The 16,832-nt window shown below is 43.0% G+C and carries 15 protein-coding genes; 11 read left to right on the top strand and 4 right to left on the bottom strand.

Going from position 1 to position 16,832, the window contains the following annotated elements:
• Positions 1-15: 15 nt before the first annotated feature.
• From J4N23_RS14890 to J4N23_RS14855, 8 genes are read left to right on the top strand one after another with little or no spacing between them, the layout of a single operon-like run.
• Positions 16-978 (top strand): acetylornithine carbamoyltransferase, encoded by a 963-nt coding sequence (locus J4N23_RS14890; RefSeq protein ID WP_207428441.1) that lies wholly within the window; start codon positions 16-18, stop codon positions 976-978.
• Positions 978-1,766 (top strand): acetylglutamate kinase, encoded by a 789-nt coding sequence (gene argB, locus J4N23_RS14885; protein WP_207428440.1) that lies wholly within the window; start codon positions 978-980, stop codon positions 1,764-1,766. The genes J4N23_RS14890 and argB overlap by 1 nt, the downstream gene beginning before the upstream one ends.
• Position 1,767: 1 nt before the next feature.
• Positions 1,768-2,589: a pyrroline-5-carboxylate reductase gene (gene proC / locus J4N23_RS14880; RefSeq protein WP_207428439.1), complete on the top strand. Its 822-nt coding sequence runs from the start codon at positions 1,768-1,770 to the stop codon at positions 2,587-2,589.
• Positions 2,589-3,650 carry a M20 family metallo-hydrolase gene (locus J4N23_RS14875; RefSeq protein ID WP_207428438.1) on the top strand — a complete coding sequence of 354 codons (1,062 nt, stop codon included), beginning with the start codon at positions 2,589-2,591 and terminating at the stop codon, positions 3,648-3,650. The genes proC and J4N23_RS14875 overlap by 1 nt, the downstream gene beginning before the upstream one ends.
• Before the next feature lie 48 nt (positions 3,651-3,698).
• The gene (locus tag J4N23_RS21275) at positions 3,699-3,917 is read left to right on the top strand and encodes a DUF433 domain-containing protein (protein ID WP_207428437.1); all 219 of its coding nucleotides are present in this window, start codon (positions 3,699-3,701) and stop codon (positions 3,915-3,917) included.
• Positions 3,917-4,249 (top strand): DUF5615 family PIN-like protein, encoded by a 333-nt coding sequence (locus J4N23_RS14865; protein WP_207428436.1) that lies wholly within the window; start codon positions 3,917-3,919, stop codon positions 4,247-4,249. Before J4N23_RS21275 ends, J4N23_RS14865 begins: the two co-directional genes overlap by 1 nt.
• Positions 4,250-4,268: 19 nt before the next feature.
• Positions 4,269-5,603: an argininosuccinate lyase gene (gene argH / locus J4N23_RS14860; RefSeq protein WP_207428435.1), complete on the top strand. Its 1,335-nt coding sequence runs from the start codon at positions 4,269-4,271 to the stop codon at positions 5,601-5,603.
• Positions 5,604-5,618: 15 nt separating this feature from the next.
• A complete protein-coding gene (locus tag J4N23_RS14855) occupies positions 5,619-6,875 on the top strand; it encodes a pyridoxal phosphate-dependent aminotransferase (RefSeq protein ID WP_207428433.1) in 1,257 nt (418 codons plus the stop codon).
• Positions 6,876-6,913: 38 nt separating this feature from the next.
• Here J4N23_RS14855 and J4N23_RS14850 read toward each other — a convergent pair whose 3' ends face one another.
• The 4 genes from J4N23_RS14850 to J4N23_RS14835 form a co-directional block, all read right to left on the bottom strand.
• On the bottom strand, positions 6,914-8,533 hold the full coding sequence (locus J4N23_RS14850) for a glycosyltransferase family 39 protein (RefSeq protein ID WP_207428432.1): 1,620 nt from the start codon (positions 8,531-8,533) through the stop codon (positions 6,914-6,916).
• The gene (gene rnc / locus J4N23_RS14845; protein ID WP_207428430.1) at positions 8,533-9,261 is read right to left on the bottom strand and encodes a ribonuclease III; all 729 of its coding nucleotides are present in this window, start codon (positions 9,259-9,261) and stop codon (positions 8,533-8,535) included. Before rnc ends, J4N23_RS14850 begins: the two co-directional genes overlap by 1 nt.
• A gap of 75 nt (positions 9,262-9,336) precedes the next feature.
• Positions 9,337-10,593: a beta-ketoacyl-ACP synthase II gene (gene fabF, locus J4N23_RS14840; RefSeq protein WP_207428428.1), complete on the bottom strand. Its 1,257-nt coding sequence runs from the start codon at positions 10,591-10,593 to the stop codon at positions 9,337-9,339.
• Positions 10,594-10,613: 20 nt separating this feature from the next.
• On the bottom strand, positions 10,614-10,850 hold the full coding sequence (locus J4N23_RS14835; protein WP_008508386.1) for an acyl carrier protein: 237 nt from the start codon (positions 10,848-10,850) through the stop codon (positions 10,614-10,616).
• A gap of 149 nt (positions 10,851-10,999) precedes the next feature.
• Here J4N23_RS14835 and J4N23_RS14830 point away from each other — a divergent pair, with 149 nt between their 5' ends.
• The 3 genes from J4N23_RS14830 to J4N23_RS14820 all read left to right on the top strand — a co-directional run bounded on the left by J4N23_RS14830 (position 11,000) and on the right by J4N23_RS14820 (position 16,822).
• A complete protein-coding gene (locus J4N23_RS14830) occupies positions 11,000-11,416 on the top strand; it encodes an IPExxxVDY family protein (protein ID WP_207428427.1) in 417 nt (138 codons plus the stop codon).
• Between the two features lie 58 nt (positions 11,417-11,474).
• Complete coding sequence (gene pyk / locus J4N23_RS14825; protein ID WP_207428426.1) at positions 11,475-12,905, top strand: pyruvate kinase; 1,431 nt, start codon at positions 11,475-11,477, stop codon at positions 12,903-12,905.
• A gap of 617 nt (positions 12,906-13,522) precedes the next feature.
• Positions 13,523-16,822 (top strand): vitamin B12-dependent ribonucleotide reductase, encoded by a 3,300-nt coding sequence (locus J4N23_RS14820; RefSeq protein WP_207428425.1) that lies wholly within the window; start codon positions 13,523-13,525, stop codon positions 16,820-16,822.
• The last annotated feature ends 10 nt before the right edge of the window (positions 16,823-16,832 follow it).

Raw genomic sequence — 16,832 nt, 5'->3', positions numbered from 1 at the left:
TTTCACCTCAAAGAAATGAAACTATTCACTTCAGTACACGATGTTGCAAATGTTCCTGCAATTGTTCGGGAAGCATTAGCTCTTAAAAAAAATCCTTTCGCTTATCAGGATCTCGGAAAAAATAAAACCATCGGCTTAATATTTCTAAACCCTAGTCTTCGCACCCGCTTAAGTACTCAAAAGGCAGCGCTTAATCTGGGCATGACTCCGATTGTAATGAACATCGACAAAGAGGGATGGGCATTAGAAACGAGAGATGGGGTTGTGATGAACGGGACGACAGTAGAACATATCCGGGAAGCTGCAGGCGTAATGGGCGAGTATTGCGATATTTTGGGTATTCGTTCTTTCCCATCTTTAAAAGATAAAGAAGAAGATTACAGCGAAGATATCTTTAACAAGTTTATTAGATTCAGCGGTAAGCCAGTAGTTAGTTTGGAGAGTGCAACCCGCCATCCACTACAGAGTTTGGCCGACTTGATCACGATTGAAGAATATAAGAACACAGCGAAACCAAAGGTGGTATTAACCTGGGCTCCGCATGTAAAGCCTCTTCCGCAGGCCGTACCTAATTCATTCGCCGAATGGATGTGCAAAGCGCAACAGGAGGGAATGATTGAGTTTGTAATTACCCATCCTGAAGGATATGAACTGGCGGAACAATTTACTCCCGGAGCAAAAATCACCTACAATCAGGACGAAGCTTTAGCCGGAGCAGATTTTGTCTACGTAAAGAACTGGTCCAGCTATGAGGATTATGGTAAGATTTTAACTGCCGGCGATGGCTGGATGATGAATCAGGAGAAGCTGAAAGTAACCAATGGCGGCAAGGTGATGCACTGCTTACCGGTTCGTCGGGATTTAGAACTTGGTTCAGACATTCTGGACAGCGAAGATTCACTAGTAATTAAGGAAGCAGCGAACCGCGTGTGGGCTGCCCAGGTGGTGTTGAAGGGAATTCTGGAGGGCTTGCAATAATGAAACCTTTATACATTATCAAGGTTGGAGGAAATGTCATCGACAACTCCGAAAACCTCCATAACTTCTTAAATGATTTCAGTTCCTTAGACGGGTATAAAATCCTTATTCATGGGGGAGGAAAAATCGCCACGGATTTATCGCACACACTTGGTATCGAACCTAAAATGGTGGATGGCCGAAGAATTACGGATATAGAGACGCTCCGGGTGGTAACAATGGTTTACGCCGGCTTGATCAATAAAAATATTGTGGCGCAATTGCAACGCTTTCAATGCAACGCTATCGGCTTAACCGGTGCGGATGCTAATCTCATCCGTGCAAAACGTCGTCCCGTGAAGGAAATCGACTATGGCTTCGTTGGAGATCTTCAGGAGGATTCGGTTGACAGCGAGAAATTAAGCGCCCTGCTTAAAACGGGAGTAGTTCCGGTATTCTCGGCAATTACTCATGACGGCGAAGGCCAGCTCCTTAATACAAATGCAGACACCATCGCGTCGGCTATCGCGGTAGCAATGGCGCGTTCACATAAAACCAGCCTGGTCTATTGCTTCGAGAAGAAGGGAGTTTTAAGGGATGTGACGAGCGATGATTCGGTGATCAGAGAAATCAGTTCCTCTGAATTTGAGAGCCTCAAAGCGGATAATATTATTGCAGGAGGCATGCTTCCCAAATTGGAGAATGCTTTCAAGGCAATCAATAGTGGGGTAACAGAAGTGTATATCGGTAAATCAGATGAGCTACCGGCATTAAAAGAACAATTATTCGGAACCAGATTATTTGCATAAAATGGACTTAAACGGAAACATGGCGATACTCGGAAGCGGCAATATGGGCTTAGCCTTCGCGGATGGATTGGTAAAATCGCAAACCTATCAGGCTTCTCAAATTACGTTAACTCGCAGAAGTCTGCACGGCCTGTCAAAGCAAGCGGAACAGGGCTACAATGTCACCATCAATAACTTTGAAGCGGTGTCGAACGCCTCAATCGTAGTGCTGGCTGTTCTTCCACAACAGCTGAATAATCTGCTGGCTGAAATTAAAGAAGCAATTGATGTTAGCAGGCACCTAATCATTTCCGTAGTAACGGGAGTTGCCTGTCGGGATATCAAGACACAACTGGCAGAAGAAAATATTCAGGTAGTGCGTGCAATGCCGAATACAGCGATATCAATTGGGCAGTCAATGACTTGTATTACTACTGACAACGCCAATCAGGTAAATGTTGCCTTAACAAAACGCCTGTTTGAAACGGTAGGTTCAGTGGTTCAAATTAATGAAGAACTGATGTCGTCTGCAACAGCCTTATGCGCTAGCGGAATCGCTTTCTTCTTAAGATCAATTCGGGCAGCATCTCAGGGTGGTGTCGAGATTGGTTTTCATGCAGAAGATGCTTTAAAGATGGCGGTTCAGACTGCCAAAGGAGCAGCAGATCTATTGCTCGCTCATGGCACACATCCCGAGCACGAGATCGACAAAGTGACTTCTCCTAAGGGCTGTACCATCGCCGGCTTGAACGAAATGGAGCACAACGGCTTCAGCGCCGCTTTGATCAAGGGAATCAAACACGCTGCGGTTAAAGCTTCAGGACTCTATAAAGACACGAACTAATGTCAAAGCAGCTCGCCGACGATAGTATTGATTTATTAAAGGGCCTGATTGCTATTCCGTCTTTTTCACGGGAGGAAGATAAAACAGCGGATGCTATCGAGTTCTTTTTTCGGGAACACGGTCTTGATCCGAAGCGGCAGCAGAACAACATTTGGTCGTTTAATCAATATTACGATCCTGCAAAGCCTACCATCCTATTAAACTCTCATCACGACACAGTAAAGCCTAATACCGGCTATACCCGCGATCCTTTTTCCGCAGAAGTTGAAGATGGAAAACTATACGGACTGGGCAGTAATGATGCAGGCGGTTGTCTGGTTTCCCTGATTGCTACTTTCAGGCATTTTTATGGTCAGAAGGATTTAAGGTATAACCTCTGCATGGCTGCTACAGCCGAAGAAGAAGTATCGGGCAAGAATGGCATTGAATCATTAGTACCCTCGCTTGGTCCTTTGGACTTCGCTATCGTAGGTGAACCAACCTTGATGGACCTGGCAATTGCCGAAAAAGGACTAATCGTGTTAGACTGCGTAGCTCACGGTAAAGCCGGACATGCAGCAAGAGAAGAAGGAGAAAATGCGATTTACAAGGCCTTAAAAGACATTGAATGGTTTCGAACGTTTAGGTTTCCGAAAGAATCAACGCTTTTTGGACCTATTAAAATGTCGGTAACTGTGATCAATGCGGGATCTCAACATAATGTTGTTCCTGCAGAGTGCAAGTTTACAGTAGATGTCCGTGTTACTGATGCGTACCGGAATGAGGAGGTTGTCGCAATTATAAAAGAGCATGTCGAGGCAGAGGTTACGCCGCGATCTACTCGGTTAAAGCCATCCTCAATAAGCATAGATCATCCCTTCGTTCAGGCTGGTCTTGCTTTAGGTCGTAAAGCCTACGGCTCTCCAACCACCAGCGATCAAGCTCTTTTAGATATCACTTCGGTTAAAATAGGCCCCGGAGACAGCGCTCGATCTCATTCTGCCGACGAGTTTATCCATATCGACGAGATTTACCAGGGCGTAGAGCTATATATTAGTATTTTGGAGAAATTGTTGAGGTAATTCGCCATAAATGGAATTTGTATCTTTGATAAATTTCCCTTCACAACCATGGACTATAGAGAATATATTGAAATAAGACCAGAAGTACGTTTTGGGAAACCGTGTGTAAAATCGACTAGAATCTCAGTTTCGGACGTTCTGGGATGGCTTGCAAACGGAATGTCAATGGAAGAGATCATTTCAGATTTTCCGGAATTAACAGAGGAAGCAGTTCAAGCTTGTTTGGCGTATGCTGCCGATCGGGAACATAGAATACGCGTAATATAGTGAAACTGCTATTCGACCAAAATATCTCTTTCCGAGTTGTCAAAATTCTTGGTAATCATTTTTCTGGCTCCGAACAAGTCCGACAGCTTAATTTGGAAGGTGCCAGGGACAAAGAAATCTGGGAATTCGCAAAGGTGAACAATTTCGTTGTTGTAACTTTTGATGCTGATTTCTACGATTTTTCAAATTTGTATGGTCATCCTCCAAAAATAATCTGGCTGAGAACAGGAAACACTACAACTCTTTTTATAGCAAACCTTCTTATTCAAAAGGAGGAACAAATCATAAAATTCTTAGAAGACAAGGAAGTTTCGTGCCTTGAAATCTATTAATCTAAAATCGTAACTAGAAATGAAGCTTTGGCAGAAAGATAAGCAGGTAGAAAAATCAGTAGAAACATTCACCGTTGGTCGAGATCGGGAGCTGGATGCTGAAATGGCAGCCTTTGATGTACTTGGTTCTCTGGCTCATACCAGAATGCTCGAGAGTATCAACCTGCTAAGTAAAGAAGACCTCGACCTTGTCCAGAAAGAGCTTAAGAATATCTACAGGGAAATAGAGGACGGTCAATTTGTGATCGAGGACGGTGTAGAAGATGTCCATTCTCAGGTGGAGCTTCTCCTTACACAGCGGGTTGGCGAGGCTGGGAAGAAGATTCATAGCGGCCGCTCCAGGAATGATCAGGTTTTGGTCGATTTGAAGCTCTACTTTAGAAGCCAGATCCAACGTACGGTAGAAAACACAGAAACGCTCTTCAATCAACTTATCACCTTGAGCGAAGAACATAAAGAAAAATTGCTTCCGGGCTACACGCACCTGCAAATCGCCATGCCGTCTTCCTTTGGCCTGTGGTTTGGAGCCTATGCGGAAAGCCTTGTTGATGATCTTGAAATGATGCTGGCAGCCTGGAAGGTTTGCAATAAAAATCCGCTAGGGTCAGCCGCAGGTTATGGTTCCTCATTCCCTTTAAATCGTACCATGACGACAGAATTGTTAGGATTTGATTCTTTGAATTACAATGTCGTCTACGCCCAGATGGGAAGAGGAAAAACAGAAAGGATTCTTGCTCAGGCGATGTCCTCCATTGCAGCCACTCTGGCAAAGTTTTCTATGGATGTGACGCTGTTTATCAACCAGAACTTTGGATTTATCAGCTTCCCTGATGAACTCACCACCGGTTCGAGCATCATGCCTCACAAGAAGAACCCGGACGTGTTTGAATTAATGCGGTCTCGTTGTAATAAGATACAGGCGTTACCCAATGAAATAGCAATGATGACGACCAACCTTCCTTCTGGCTACCATCGTGACTTGCAGTTGCTAAAAGAGAACTTATTTCCTGCATTTCAATCACTAAACGAATGTCTGGAGATGGCCACCTTCATGCTTCAGAATATTTCAGTTAAAGATGAGATTCTAAAGGATGAAAAGTACCTTTATCTTTTCAGCGTAGAAGCAGTTAATGAAGAAGTACTGAAAGGAGTACCTTTCCGCGAAGCGTATAAGAAAGTTGGCTACGAGATTGAAAGAGGCGAATTCAAAGCCCCGGAAAAAGTACAACACACGCACGAAGGAAGCATCGGTAACCTATGTAATGATCAAATTGCTGCGGCTTTCAAAAGTACCAAATCAGGTTTCAACTTTGACAAGGTAGAAGCTGCAATTCAAGAATTAGTTTCAGAATAACGAACTCAATATACCATGTCAGTATCGCGTTTAGCACAACATTTAAAAGGCTCTGAGATCATCAAGATAGCGGGCGAGATAAACGAATTAAAGAAACAGGGTCAACAAATCGCGAATTTAACAATCGGTGATTTTGATGCTTCGCTGTTTCCTATTCCTGAGGAATTAACTGCAGGAATCAAAGTCGCATACGATCAGCATCAAACCAATTATCCCCCTGCAGACGGTCTGCTTACACTGCGCGAAAGCGTGAGTCGTTTTATGGATAAACAGTTTGGATTGAAGCTCAACACGAACGAGATTTTGATTTCAAGCGGTTCGCGTCCCATCATTTACGCTACTTATCTGGCGCTTGTTGATCCCGGTGATACCGTTATTTTCCCCGCACCATCCTGGAATAACAATCACTATTGTGACTTGACCTCCGCTAAGGGAATAGCGGTTCCAACCAAGGCAGAAAACAACTTCATGCCTACGGCAGACGATCTTCGTCCACACATAAAAGGCGCTACCTTACTCGCTTTATGTTCTCCTTTGAATCCGACAGGAACGATGTTTGGTAAACAAAACCTCGAGGAGATCTGCGACCTGGTGTTGGAAGAAAACAAGAACCGCCCTGAAGGAGAAAAGCCCCTTTATATTTTGTATGATCAGATCTACGCGATGTTGACCTTCGGCAGCCACGGGCACGTAGATCCGGTTAGCCTTCGTCCTGAACTTAAAGATTACGTAGTCTATATTGACGGGGCATCCAAATGCTTTGCTGCAACAGGAGTGCGAGTAGGCTGGGGCTTTGGACCGGCTTATGTTATTGATAAGATGCGCTCGATCGTTGGCCATATGGGAGCCTGGGCACCAAAGCCGGAACAGGTAGCCATGTCTCATTACCTGAATGATAGTGAAGCAGTCTCATCGTATTTAAACGGATTTAAAGATCGTATCCAGGCAAGTCTTGATACGCTATACAAGGGCTTTCAGGAATTGAAGTCAGAAGGCTTTGCTGTAGATGCAATAGAACCCATGGGGGCTATTTATCTTACACTCAAGTTGGATTACGCGGGCAAAACAACTCCCGACGGAAACACGCTGAAGGACAGCTCAGACATCAACTTTTACTTGATAAAAGAAGCAAAAGTAGCCTTGGTTCCCTTTTCTGCTTTCGGCACAGGTCATGAAGTGAATTGGTTTAGAGCTTCCGTAGGAGCATGTTCGACCGAGGAAATTGCAGCAATGATTCCGAGGGTTAAAGAGGCCTTGAGCAAACTTAAATAACATCTGCTCCCTCTTCGTAAAATGGGGAGGGAGTTGTATTACTTGTATTTGAATAGGACAAACCAGAGGTTTTCTCTGTTTTTAAACCGATAGAATACCTCGATCTTATTGGGTTCAGCCAAGCCTTCCCTACTAATATAAAACCCATCCAATTCTTTTTTAGAAGTATATTGAACTACCCTACCGGTAAACTTCGAGAGATAAAACGAGGTTTGAAAGGACAGGAAAGTCGGTTCTTCTCTTTTAAATGTAGCGAACTCTATTCCTCCAAACCGAACTTGATCTGTCGCCAGTTCGGGCTTTCCAACAAGATATATTGGGTTATTGTCCACAATCGAAGCCATCTTTCTTGCATCTGCCTTGTAAGGGTCGTCGCGCTTTTTAGTGGGCAACACAACAAGATCAAAACCAATTCTACCTACAAGTAACATAATCACAAGTAGTAAAAGTGGCTGGGTATTCCCCTTTTGTGAAATGACTAAATAAGCTAGCGTAATGCCTAGAATTATGCAGAAACAGGCCGAGAAGACGGCAGAAGTCTTGAAGCCAAAATAAGCAAGGACAAACAGGCCGAGGACAAGAAGTGTACCTATACCTTTCGAGGACCGCCTCAGCCAAAGGTCCTTTTTTACCCAGCGACTCTCATGCAAGCCATAGGCAAGAATGGACAAAATGAATGGGAAAAACATGTACAAATAACGGTCTCTCGTCCCGGGCGACAGCCAGTATATAGAGATATTAGCAATCACAAACCAGAGGCAATATTTTAGAAATGCATTGTCCCGAATTAACCTTTTGTAAGGTGCTGGAATCAAAAATAAAAGGCACCACGGCGCAGAAATTTTGATTAACATGGCAGGAAACTTCAGCAAGTGACTGAGGTTGGTTCCCGTAGAATTCTCTATGGCCGAACGGGAGAATGTCTCGGTGAAAAGGCGGGCTAGATAAGGTTCAACAGGATAGTATTTTGAGTAACTATAGAAGTATCCGCCGCAAATAAGGACAAATGCCGCAAAACCACCCACATGAGCAAAAGAAAACACCCTTTTTAAATCCCTGTTAAGGATGAAAACCATAAGAAGACTGATGCCTTGAAAAACAATAGATGGGATTCCTTTTGTCAATACTCCTACAGAAGTAAAGAAATAAGAGACGAGAAATAATAACCAAAAAGACCGCCGCTGATAAAAGTAGAATATAGAGACTCCTTGAAGGTATACAACAAAAGCATAAAAAAGATCAATCTCCCCTAAGTAGGAAAAATAAAAGAGGATATCCGCACAAGTGATAAAAAACAACGACGATAACAAAGCAGCATTTGTTCCGATATATCTCTTACTGAAAAAATAATGGACTGCAGAAATCCCAATAACAGAAAGCACCGTAGGGAGCCTCACTACCCATTCGCTGGTACCAAATAGCTGAAAAAGCACAATTAATACCCAGTTATACAAGGGCGGCTTATTGTAATAGAGAACACCGTTTGTGGTAGGAACCAGGGAATTATCCCGAATCAGCATTTCAATTGCAACAAGACCCCTTCGGGGTTCCTCAAAACTTAGCTGATAGGAATCAAGATTTAAGAAAAGCGCAAAGGGTGTTAACACGATGATACATAGCACCAGAAAGCTGTGACCATGTAAAAGGTAATACTTCATTAGATATTCAAGGCTTCGCAAGCCTTCTCCGCAGCTAGCTTCTCCGCATTTTTCTTATTATAATCACGACCAGTACCCTTGGTCTCACCGTCAATAGTCACTTGCACTGTAAAAAGTTTTGTGCTATCGCCTTCATTGTTAGCGATTAGCTCAAACGTAACATCCTTACTATGCCGCTGACACCACTCTATCAACTTACTCTTAAAATTTGTTTCTGTGTTTTCAAGAGTATGGATATCGATGTGCGGTTTTATGATCCGATTCAGAATGAAAGAGTGAGTAAAGTTATAACCCTTGTCGAGGTAAATAGCTCCAATGAGTGCCTCGAAAGCGTCTCCAAGCAAGGAGCCCTGTTTGGCGGGATAGTTAACAATGCGGTTATCGTATTCAATTAGCTCGTTCAAACCCATCTTCCTGGCTAACTGATTGAGGTTGGCTCGACTTACAATTTTAGACCGCATTTCTGTCAGAAAACCTTCAGTCTTATACGGATAGCGTTTGAATAGCTCTTCAGCAATTACAGATCCGAGTACAGCATCGCCTAAAAACTCAAGTCGCTCATTGCTATTCTTCGTACCATTTTTCATAAGCTTTGCCACAGAGCGGTGCCTGAAAGCCATACGATAAAGATTGAGATTCCCTGGGACAAAGCCGAGAAGGTTTTTTAATGATCTTACGTATTGCCTGTTTTTGGAAAAGTACAGCTTATAGATACTAGAGAAAGGCATTTAGTCTATTTTATATCAAAATAGCAATATCTATAAAAAAACAGGTTTTAGTTATCTAACCAAAACCTGCTCTTTTTATTCTTCGTATTTCTTGAAGATTACGGAGGCGTTGTGCCCTCCAAACCCAAAAGTATTACTCTGAGCAGCACGAACGGTGCGCTCTTGAGCTTTGTTGAAGGTTAAATTTAAACGAGGGTCGATCTCTGGATCGTCAGTGAAGTGATTAATTGTCGGAGGAATTATATTATTCTTCACTGCCAGAATAGAAGCAATACTTTCGATTGCCCCGGCTGCACCAAGTAAATGTCCTGTCATCGACTTGGTAGAACTTATATTCAACTCATAGGCATTTTCTCCAAACAAGTCGATTATAGCTTTAGATTCACTAATATCTCCCAGAGGAGTGGAGGTCCCATGAACGTTGATATAGTCGATATCAGAGGTAGTTAGACCTGCATCTTTTAATGCATTGGTCATTACAAGACGGGCACCCAAGCCCTCGGGGTGAGGAGCTGTAATATGGTTCGCGTCGGCACTCATACCACCACCAACAATTTCAGCATAGATTTTGGCGCCCCTGGCTTTGGCGTGCTCAAGCTCTTCAAGTATAATTGTTCCAGCACCTTCACCGGCAACGAATCCATCCCGATCTTTATCGAAGGGACGTGAAGCGGTAGTAGGATCATCATTTCTTGTCGACAAGGCATGCATAGCATTGAAACCGCCCATCCCTGCTTCGTTAATTATTGCCTCAGATCCTCCCGAAATAATCACATCTGCCATTCCCAGGCGAATGTAATTGAAAGAATCGATCAGCGCATTGGTAGAGGATGCACAAGCAGAAACAGTAGAGAAGTTAGGTCCTCTTAAACCATACTTAATAGAAATATGTCCAGGAGCTATATCCAGGATCATCTTAGGAATAAAGAAGGGATTAAATCGCGGGGTTCCATCTCCCTTGGCGAAATTTACCACTTCGTCCAGAAAAGTTTTTAATCCACCTATACCTGAGCCCCAAATTACGCCGATTCTATTGGTATCAAACTTACTAAAATCATCAAACCCCGCATCTTTAACAGCTTCATCTGTGGATGCAATCGCATAGTGCACGAAAGGGTCAACCTTACGTGCTTCTTTTCTGTCAAGAAAATCTTCAGGATTGAAGTTTTTTACTTCACAGGCAAATTTGGTTTTGAAGTTAGTAGCGTCAAACCGTGTAATCGGAGCGGCGCCGCTTACCCCGTTGATCAAGCTGTTCCAGTACTCTGAAACAGTATTTCCGATAGGGGTAAGCGCACCAAGCCCTGTTACTACAACTCTTTTAAGCTCCATTTATATTTTGGCAGCGTGGATTATTTTACGTTCTTCTCTAAATAAGCGATTGCCTGGCCAACAGTACCGATAGTTTCAGCCTGGTCATCAGGAATAGCAACGTTGAACTCTTTTTCGAACTCCATGATTAGCTCTACAGTGTCCAAAGAGTCTGCACCTAGGTCGTTAGTGAAAGATGCTTCAGGTGTCACTTCACTCTCATCTACACCTAGTTTTTCAACGATAATTGCTTTTACTCTTGAAGCGATATCAGACATAGTTTTAATTTTTAGTGGTTTTTAATAATTCTGTGCAAAGAAAAATAAATTCTGATAAATATCAAACCTTTTTGTTTTCACTCAAAAATGAGCAACATCACACTTATAATTGGTATTCTTTTGTAATTTCGTTGCGTTTAATTGAGGTTTTGAATAAGCTTACATTAAAATACGAACTAGATCTGGATTTTGTTTTAATAGCAATCACGTGTTCATTAAAAGACTACTTGCTTTGCTTCAAAATCAACAGGCAGTTAAATGTAGACTTCTCCAAAATCGATGAGCTCTCCTTTCAAATTAAAAAGGAAGAACCGGTTTACTTTTCCAGATACCTGCACCAGGCTCCAGGCTCTGAAACAGAATTCTTTTTACTAGGCAATAAGGGAAGCGACGGATTCTTAATCCCGGAAATGAAGCAAGTTGATTACTTCATCCTTATCCGAAATTACATTGACGATGAGGACTTGACACATTTTATAGATGGTCTAAACAAGTTGCCTGAAGTTGTTGTTGCCGTGGAAGTTAATCCGGAAAAGTTGAAATCTAAAGAAAATCTAATATTTTAGCAGAGTTATTCATAGTGTAGAAAATACACCAATTTTGAAATTATACAAATAGGTTACGATGAGACAAGTTCATAAAAGGACAAAAATAGTTGCAACATTAGGCCCGGCATCGTCGGGTAAAGAAACACTACTCAGCATGATTAAGGCTGGGGTAGATGTTTGCCGGTTAAATTTTTCGCACGGCAGCCAGGCCGACCATCAGAAAACTATCGACACCATCCGGGAAATCAACAAACAATATAAAACCCACGTAGGTATTCTTGCCGACCTTCAGGGACCAAAAATCCGAATCGGTAAAGTTCAAGATGGTGGCATACATTTAATTAATGGTAATCGCATTGAAATTACCACTAATGAGATGTTGGGCAACGACAAACAGATCTACATCACCTATCAAAACTTCCCAAAAGATGTAAGAGCAGGCGAGACCATTTTGTTAGATGATGGCAAGCTGCAGATGCGGGTAATCGACACAAACAATAAAGATACCGTGGTTTGTGAAGTTATTCATGGTGGTATTCTCACATCCCGTAAAGGAGTAAACCTTCCAAATACTAAAATTTCTATCCCCAGCTTAACTGAAGAAGACTTAAGCAATCTTGAGCTAGCTTTGGAAAACGATGTTGAATGGATCGGACTTTCTTTTGTTCGTACAGCTGAAGATATCGTTGATCTGAAAAGAATCATCAGCCGAAGCGGAAAGACTGCGCGGGTAATTGCTAAAATCGAGAAACCAGAGGCTATTGACAACATAGATGCTATTATTGCTGCTACTGACGGGGTAATGGTGGCCCGTGGAGACCTGGGTGTGGAGATGCCAATGGAGCAGGTGCCTGTGTTGCAAAAAATGATTGCACGTAAATGTCGTGAGGCATCTAAGCCTGTTATTGTGGCTACACAGATGCTCGAAAGCATGATCACTACACCACGTCCAACCCGTGCAGAAGTGAATGACGTTGCAAACTCTGTGCTGGATGGAGCGGATGCTGTAATGCTTAGCGGGGAAACCTCAGTAGGCGAGTTCCCGCTGATCGTTATTGAGACAATGGCGAAAATCATCAAGAACATTGAGGAAACAGCGTACCCTTATCAAACGCCTAAAAAACTAAATGACAATTCTCCAAGATATATGTCTGACGCAGTTTGCGGATCTGCAGTTTATCTTTCAGAAAAAACAAATGCGATTGGTATTGTAGCGATGACTTCATCAGGATATACAGCTTTTGAAATTTCAAGCCATCGTCCGAAAGCAAGTACCTTCATCTTCACCAGCAATAAATCACTGTTGAATACCCTTAGTTTACTTTGGGGAGTTAGAGGCTTTTATTATGATAAATCTGAAAGTACTGATCAATCCATCAGCGATGTGAACCGTATATTAAAAGATGAAAGATTAATAATGCCGGGAGAAATCGTGATCAATACAGCAGCAATGCCGATCGAAAAGAAAGGCAAAACTAATATGATCAGAGTAACGGTGGTTGATTAAGAACAACATTAAAATTTAAAAAGTGGCCGAATTTGTTCGGCCACTTTTTTTATCTTGCGATATGAAAAAACAAGCACTTATTCTGTACCTTTTTGAGTTTGTATTTTTCTTTATGATTTACTTTTTAATACAAACTTCTTTACCCGAGCAAAGCATCAAGGTTCAACTGGCAACAGGGCTTCTATATGCCGCCGTTTCTACTCTTTTTGCTTATGTAATTGCGAAAGTTTTGACCGTTCTCACTTCAAAACTCGTCTAAGTTTCGCTTCTACTGCTTATTCTTCCGGCCAGGAAGATCAAAACGCTCTCATTTTTTTCCTCCTTTTTTCGGCATCTCCCCCTTCTGATTCAATTCTTTTTACATTAAGTTTCAGGAATTTCCCCTTGCTTAATTTTTTGCGCTTTACACCAAGTGTTTTTCGAAGTTTTCCACATTATAATACCTTGCTATTAAATGATTTAGAACATTTTTTAGCCCGTAGGCTAAGAATTGAAAAATCGCTGTGGAAAACCGAAATTGCTTCCGATCGCCGGGACTGATAAATTTGATAAAAACTCCTTATAGTTTTTCAACAGGAGATAATACAGATTAAAAAGTCAAAAAATAATACTAGGATATGGGTAAGAATACTGCAACTAAAAAAGCAAAAGGAGCCGGCTTAGGCTTTCAGCGCTACTTCTCGAAAGAAGGAGTGAATGTATATGATTTGTTCACTTATGAAAAGCGTTCATCAGTTATCAGAAATCCTGCAGGAGATGCAGTGTTTGAAATGAATGATGTAGAAGTTCCGGCTTCCTGGAGCCAGGTTGCAACTGATATTCTAGCGCAAAAATATTTCCGAAAAGCCGGTGTACCTCAAGCTGACGGCACTACTGGTTCTGAGAAAAGCATCAAGCAGGTAGCGCACCGAATGGCGGATTGCTGGAGACGATGGGGTATTCGTTACGGATACTTTGCAACTCCACAGGATGCAGACATTTTTTACGATGAATTAGTATACACCATTGTGGGTCAGTTGGCAGCGCCTAACTCTCCGCAGTGGTTCAACACCGGCTTGCACAGTGCTTACGGCATTTCAGGTAAACCGCAGGGACACTATTATGTAGATCCGGAAACTGAAGAGTTGAAGAAATCGACTTCAGCTTATGAGCGTCCGCAGCCCCACGCCTGCTTTATTCTTTCAGTAGAAGATGATCTGGTAAATGAAGGTGGGATCATGGACCTTTGGGTGCGGGAAGCCCGAATCTTCAAATACGGCTCAGGAGTTGGAACAAACTTTTCTGCTATTCGCGGCGAGAACGAACGTTTATCCGGCGGCGGCTACTCCTCTGGTTTGATGTCCTTCCTTAAAATTGGTGACCGGGCTGCTGGAGCGATTAAGTCGGGAGGAACCACTCGTCGTGCAGCTAAAATGGTTTGTCTGGATCTAGACCACCCGGAAATAGAAGGTTTTGTGAACTGGAAGGTAGAAGAGGAACGCAAAGTAGCGGCCCTAATTGCTGCCGGCTACTCATCTGACTACGAAGGCGAGGCTTACAGGACCGTAGCAGGTCAAAACTCGAACAACTCAGTTCGTATTCCAAATGCGTTCTTCAGAGCTCTTGAGTCTGGCTCTACCTGGGATTTAAAAGCCCGTACTGATGGCCGTATCATGAAATCAATTTCTGCCGAGAAGCTATGGCAGGATATTGCTTTCGCCGCATGGGCTTGTGCAGATCCCGGAGTTCAGTATGATACTACAATTAACGAATGGCATACTTGTCCTGAAGGAGGTCGAATCAATGCTTCCAATCCTTGTTCAGAGTACATGTTCCTTGATAATACTGCATGTAATCTTGCCTCAATCAATCTCGCACATTTCTTCAACCCTGATACCTTGACTTTCGATGTAAAAGGGTTTGAGCATGCTTGCCGTGTTTGGACTGTTGTGTTGGAGATTTCAGTTTTGATGGCTCAATTCCCATCAAAAGAGGTTGCTCAGCTATCATACGATTACAGAACTTTGGGATTAGGATACGCGAACCTTGGTTCTATGCTGATGGTTGCAGGAATTCCTTACGACAGCGATAAAGCACGTGCTATCGGCGGTGCGATTACTGCTATCATGACTGGTACCGCTTATGCAACTTCTGCAGAGATGGCAAGAGAGTTGGGATCGTTCAGAAGATACGAAGACAATAAACAACATATGTTGCGTGTGATGCGCAATCACCGCTATGCGGCTTACAACGCGACAGAGAACTACGAGGGTCTGGAAATCGCGCCTCCGGGAATCGATCAAAAATATTGTCCGGACTATCTCTTATCGGCAGCTTGCAATGCCTGGGACAAAGCAGTTGAACTAGGCGAGAAGTACGGTTACCGCAACGCACAAACTACAGTTATTGCTCCTACAGGAACCATCGGCTTGGTAATGGATTGCGATACTACCGGTATCGAACCAGATTTTGCGCTGGTTAAGTTCAAAAAACTTTCGGGCGGCGGCTACTTCAAGATCATCAATCAAGGTGTTCCAGCAGCCCTGAGAAACCAAGGATACAAAGAGCATGAGATCGAAGCCATTGTTAACTATGCCAAAGGACATGCTACTTTAAAAGGTGCTCCTCATATCAACTTTGATACACTTTCTGCTAAAGGATTCACTCAGGATGAACTCGAGAAAATTGACAAATCACTGCTAGCAGCTTTTGAAATTGGATTTGTATTTAACCAATGGACCCTGGGTGAAGATTGCTTGAAACGACTAGGCTTTAAGACCGAGCAGTACAATGCTCCGGATTTCAATCTTCTTCGTGCTATCGGCTTCAGCAGACAACAAATCGCGGAAGCAAACGAGTACATCTGTGGTACGATGACTATTGAAGGCGCTCCGTATCTAAAAGAAGAGCACTATCCTATCTTTGACTGTGCAAACAAATGTGGAGCGAAAGGTCAGCGTTACATCCACGCACACGGTCACATCAAAATGATGGCAGCTGCTCAGCCGTTCTTATCCGGAGCGATTTCTAAAACTATCAACCTTCCAAACGAAGCCACTGTTGAAGAGATTAAAGATTGCTACGAACTTTCATGGAAACTTGCGCTTAAGGCTAATGCTCTTTATCGTGATGGCTGTAAACTATCTCAACCACTTTCTACAAAATCTGACAAGAAAGACGACGAGTCTATTGATTCTGTAGAAGAAGTATTAGGCGAAGCAGCAAACGTTAAACTTAGCGATCTAACTCCGGAGCAAGTGTTAGAGGCAGCTCGTGCTATCATAGAAAAGTCGACCGATACAACCTTCAAACGTCAGCTATCATCAGTTGTTGAACGCAAGGTGATGCCTGCTAAGCGTCGTGGCTTTACACAAAAAGCATCCGTTGGCGGACAAACAGTTTACGTTCGGACAGGTGAGTACGAAGATGGTACTTTAGGAGAAATCTTCGTGGATATGCACAAAGAAGGGGCAACGTTCCGGTCGTTGATGAACTGTTTCGCTATTGCCGTTTCGGTTGGTTTACAATACGGAGTACCACTTGAAGAGTTTGTTGACAAGTTTACATTTACTCGTTTCGAACCATCAGGTATGGTTAGCGGACACGATAACATCAAGAGTTCGACTTCCATCATCGACTATATTTTCCGCTTGCTTGGCTATGAGTATTTGAACCGTACCGATCTGGTACACGTGTTAACCGAGCAGAACGCTGTTCTGGGTAACCCGCAGATGGCTGATGAAGATGTAAATCCTTCACTAGAGCCTGTAACAGAAGCATCAAAAGTATCGTCTGATAAGGTATTAAAACCGGTGCTAGACATTTCAGGAGGAGGACAGTCTGACGCTCCAGCCTGTACAAACTGTGGTCATATAATGGTGCGCTCAGGAACTTGTTACAAGTGTTTGAATTGCGGCACCCAGGGAGGATGCTCTTAATTAAGGTTTA

Source organism: Pedobacter sp. SYSU D00535 (assembly GCF_017355855.1).
GTDB lineage: Bacteria > Bacteroidota > Bacteroidia > Sphingobacteriales > Sphingobacteriaceae > Desertivirga.
Note: the sequence above shows the minus strand (reverse complement) of the source record. Positions and strands in the feature narration are given on the sequence as shown.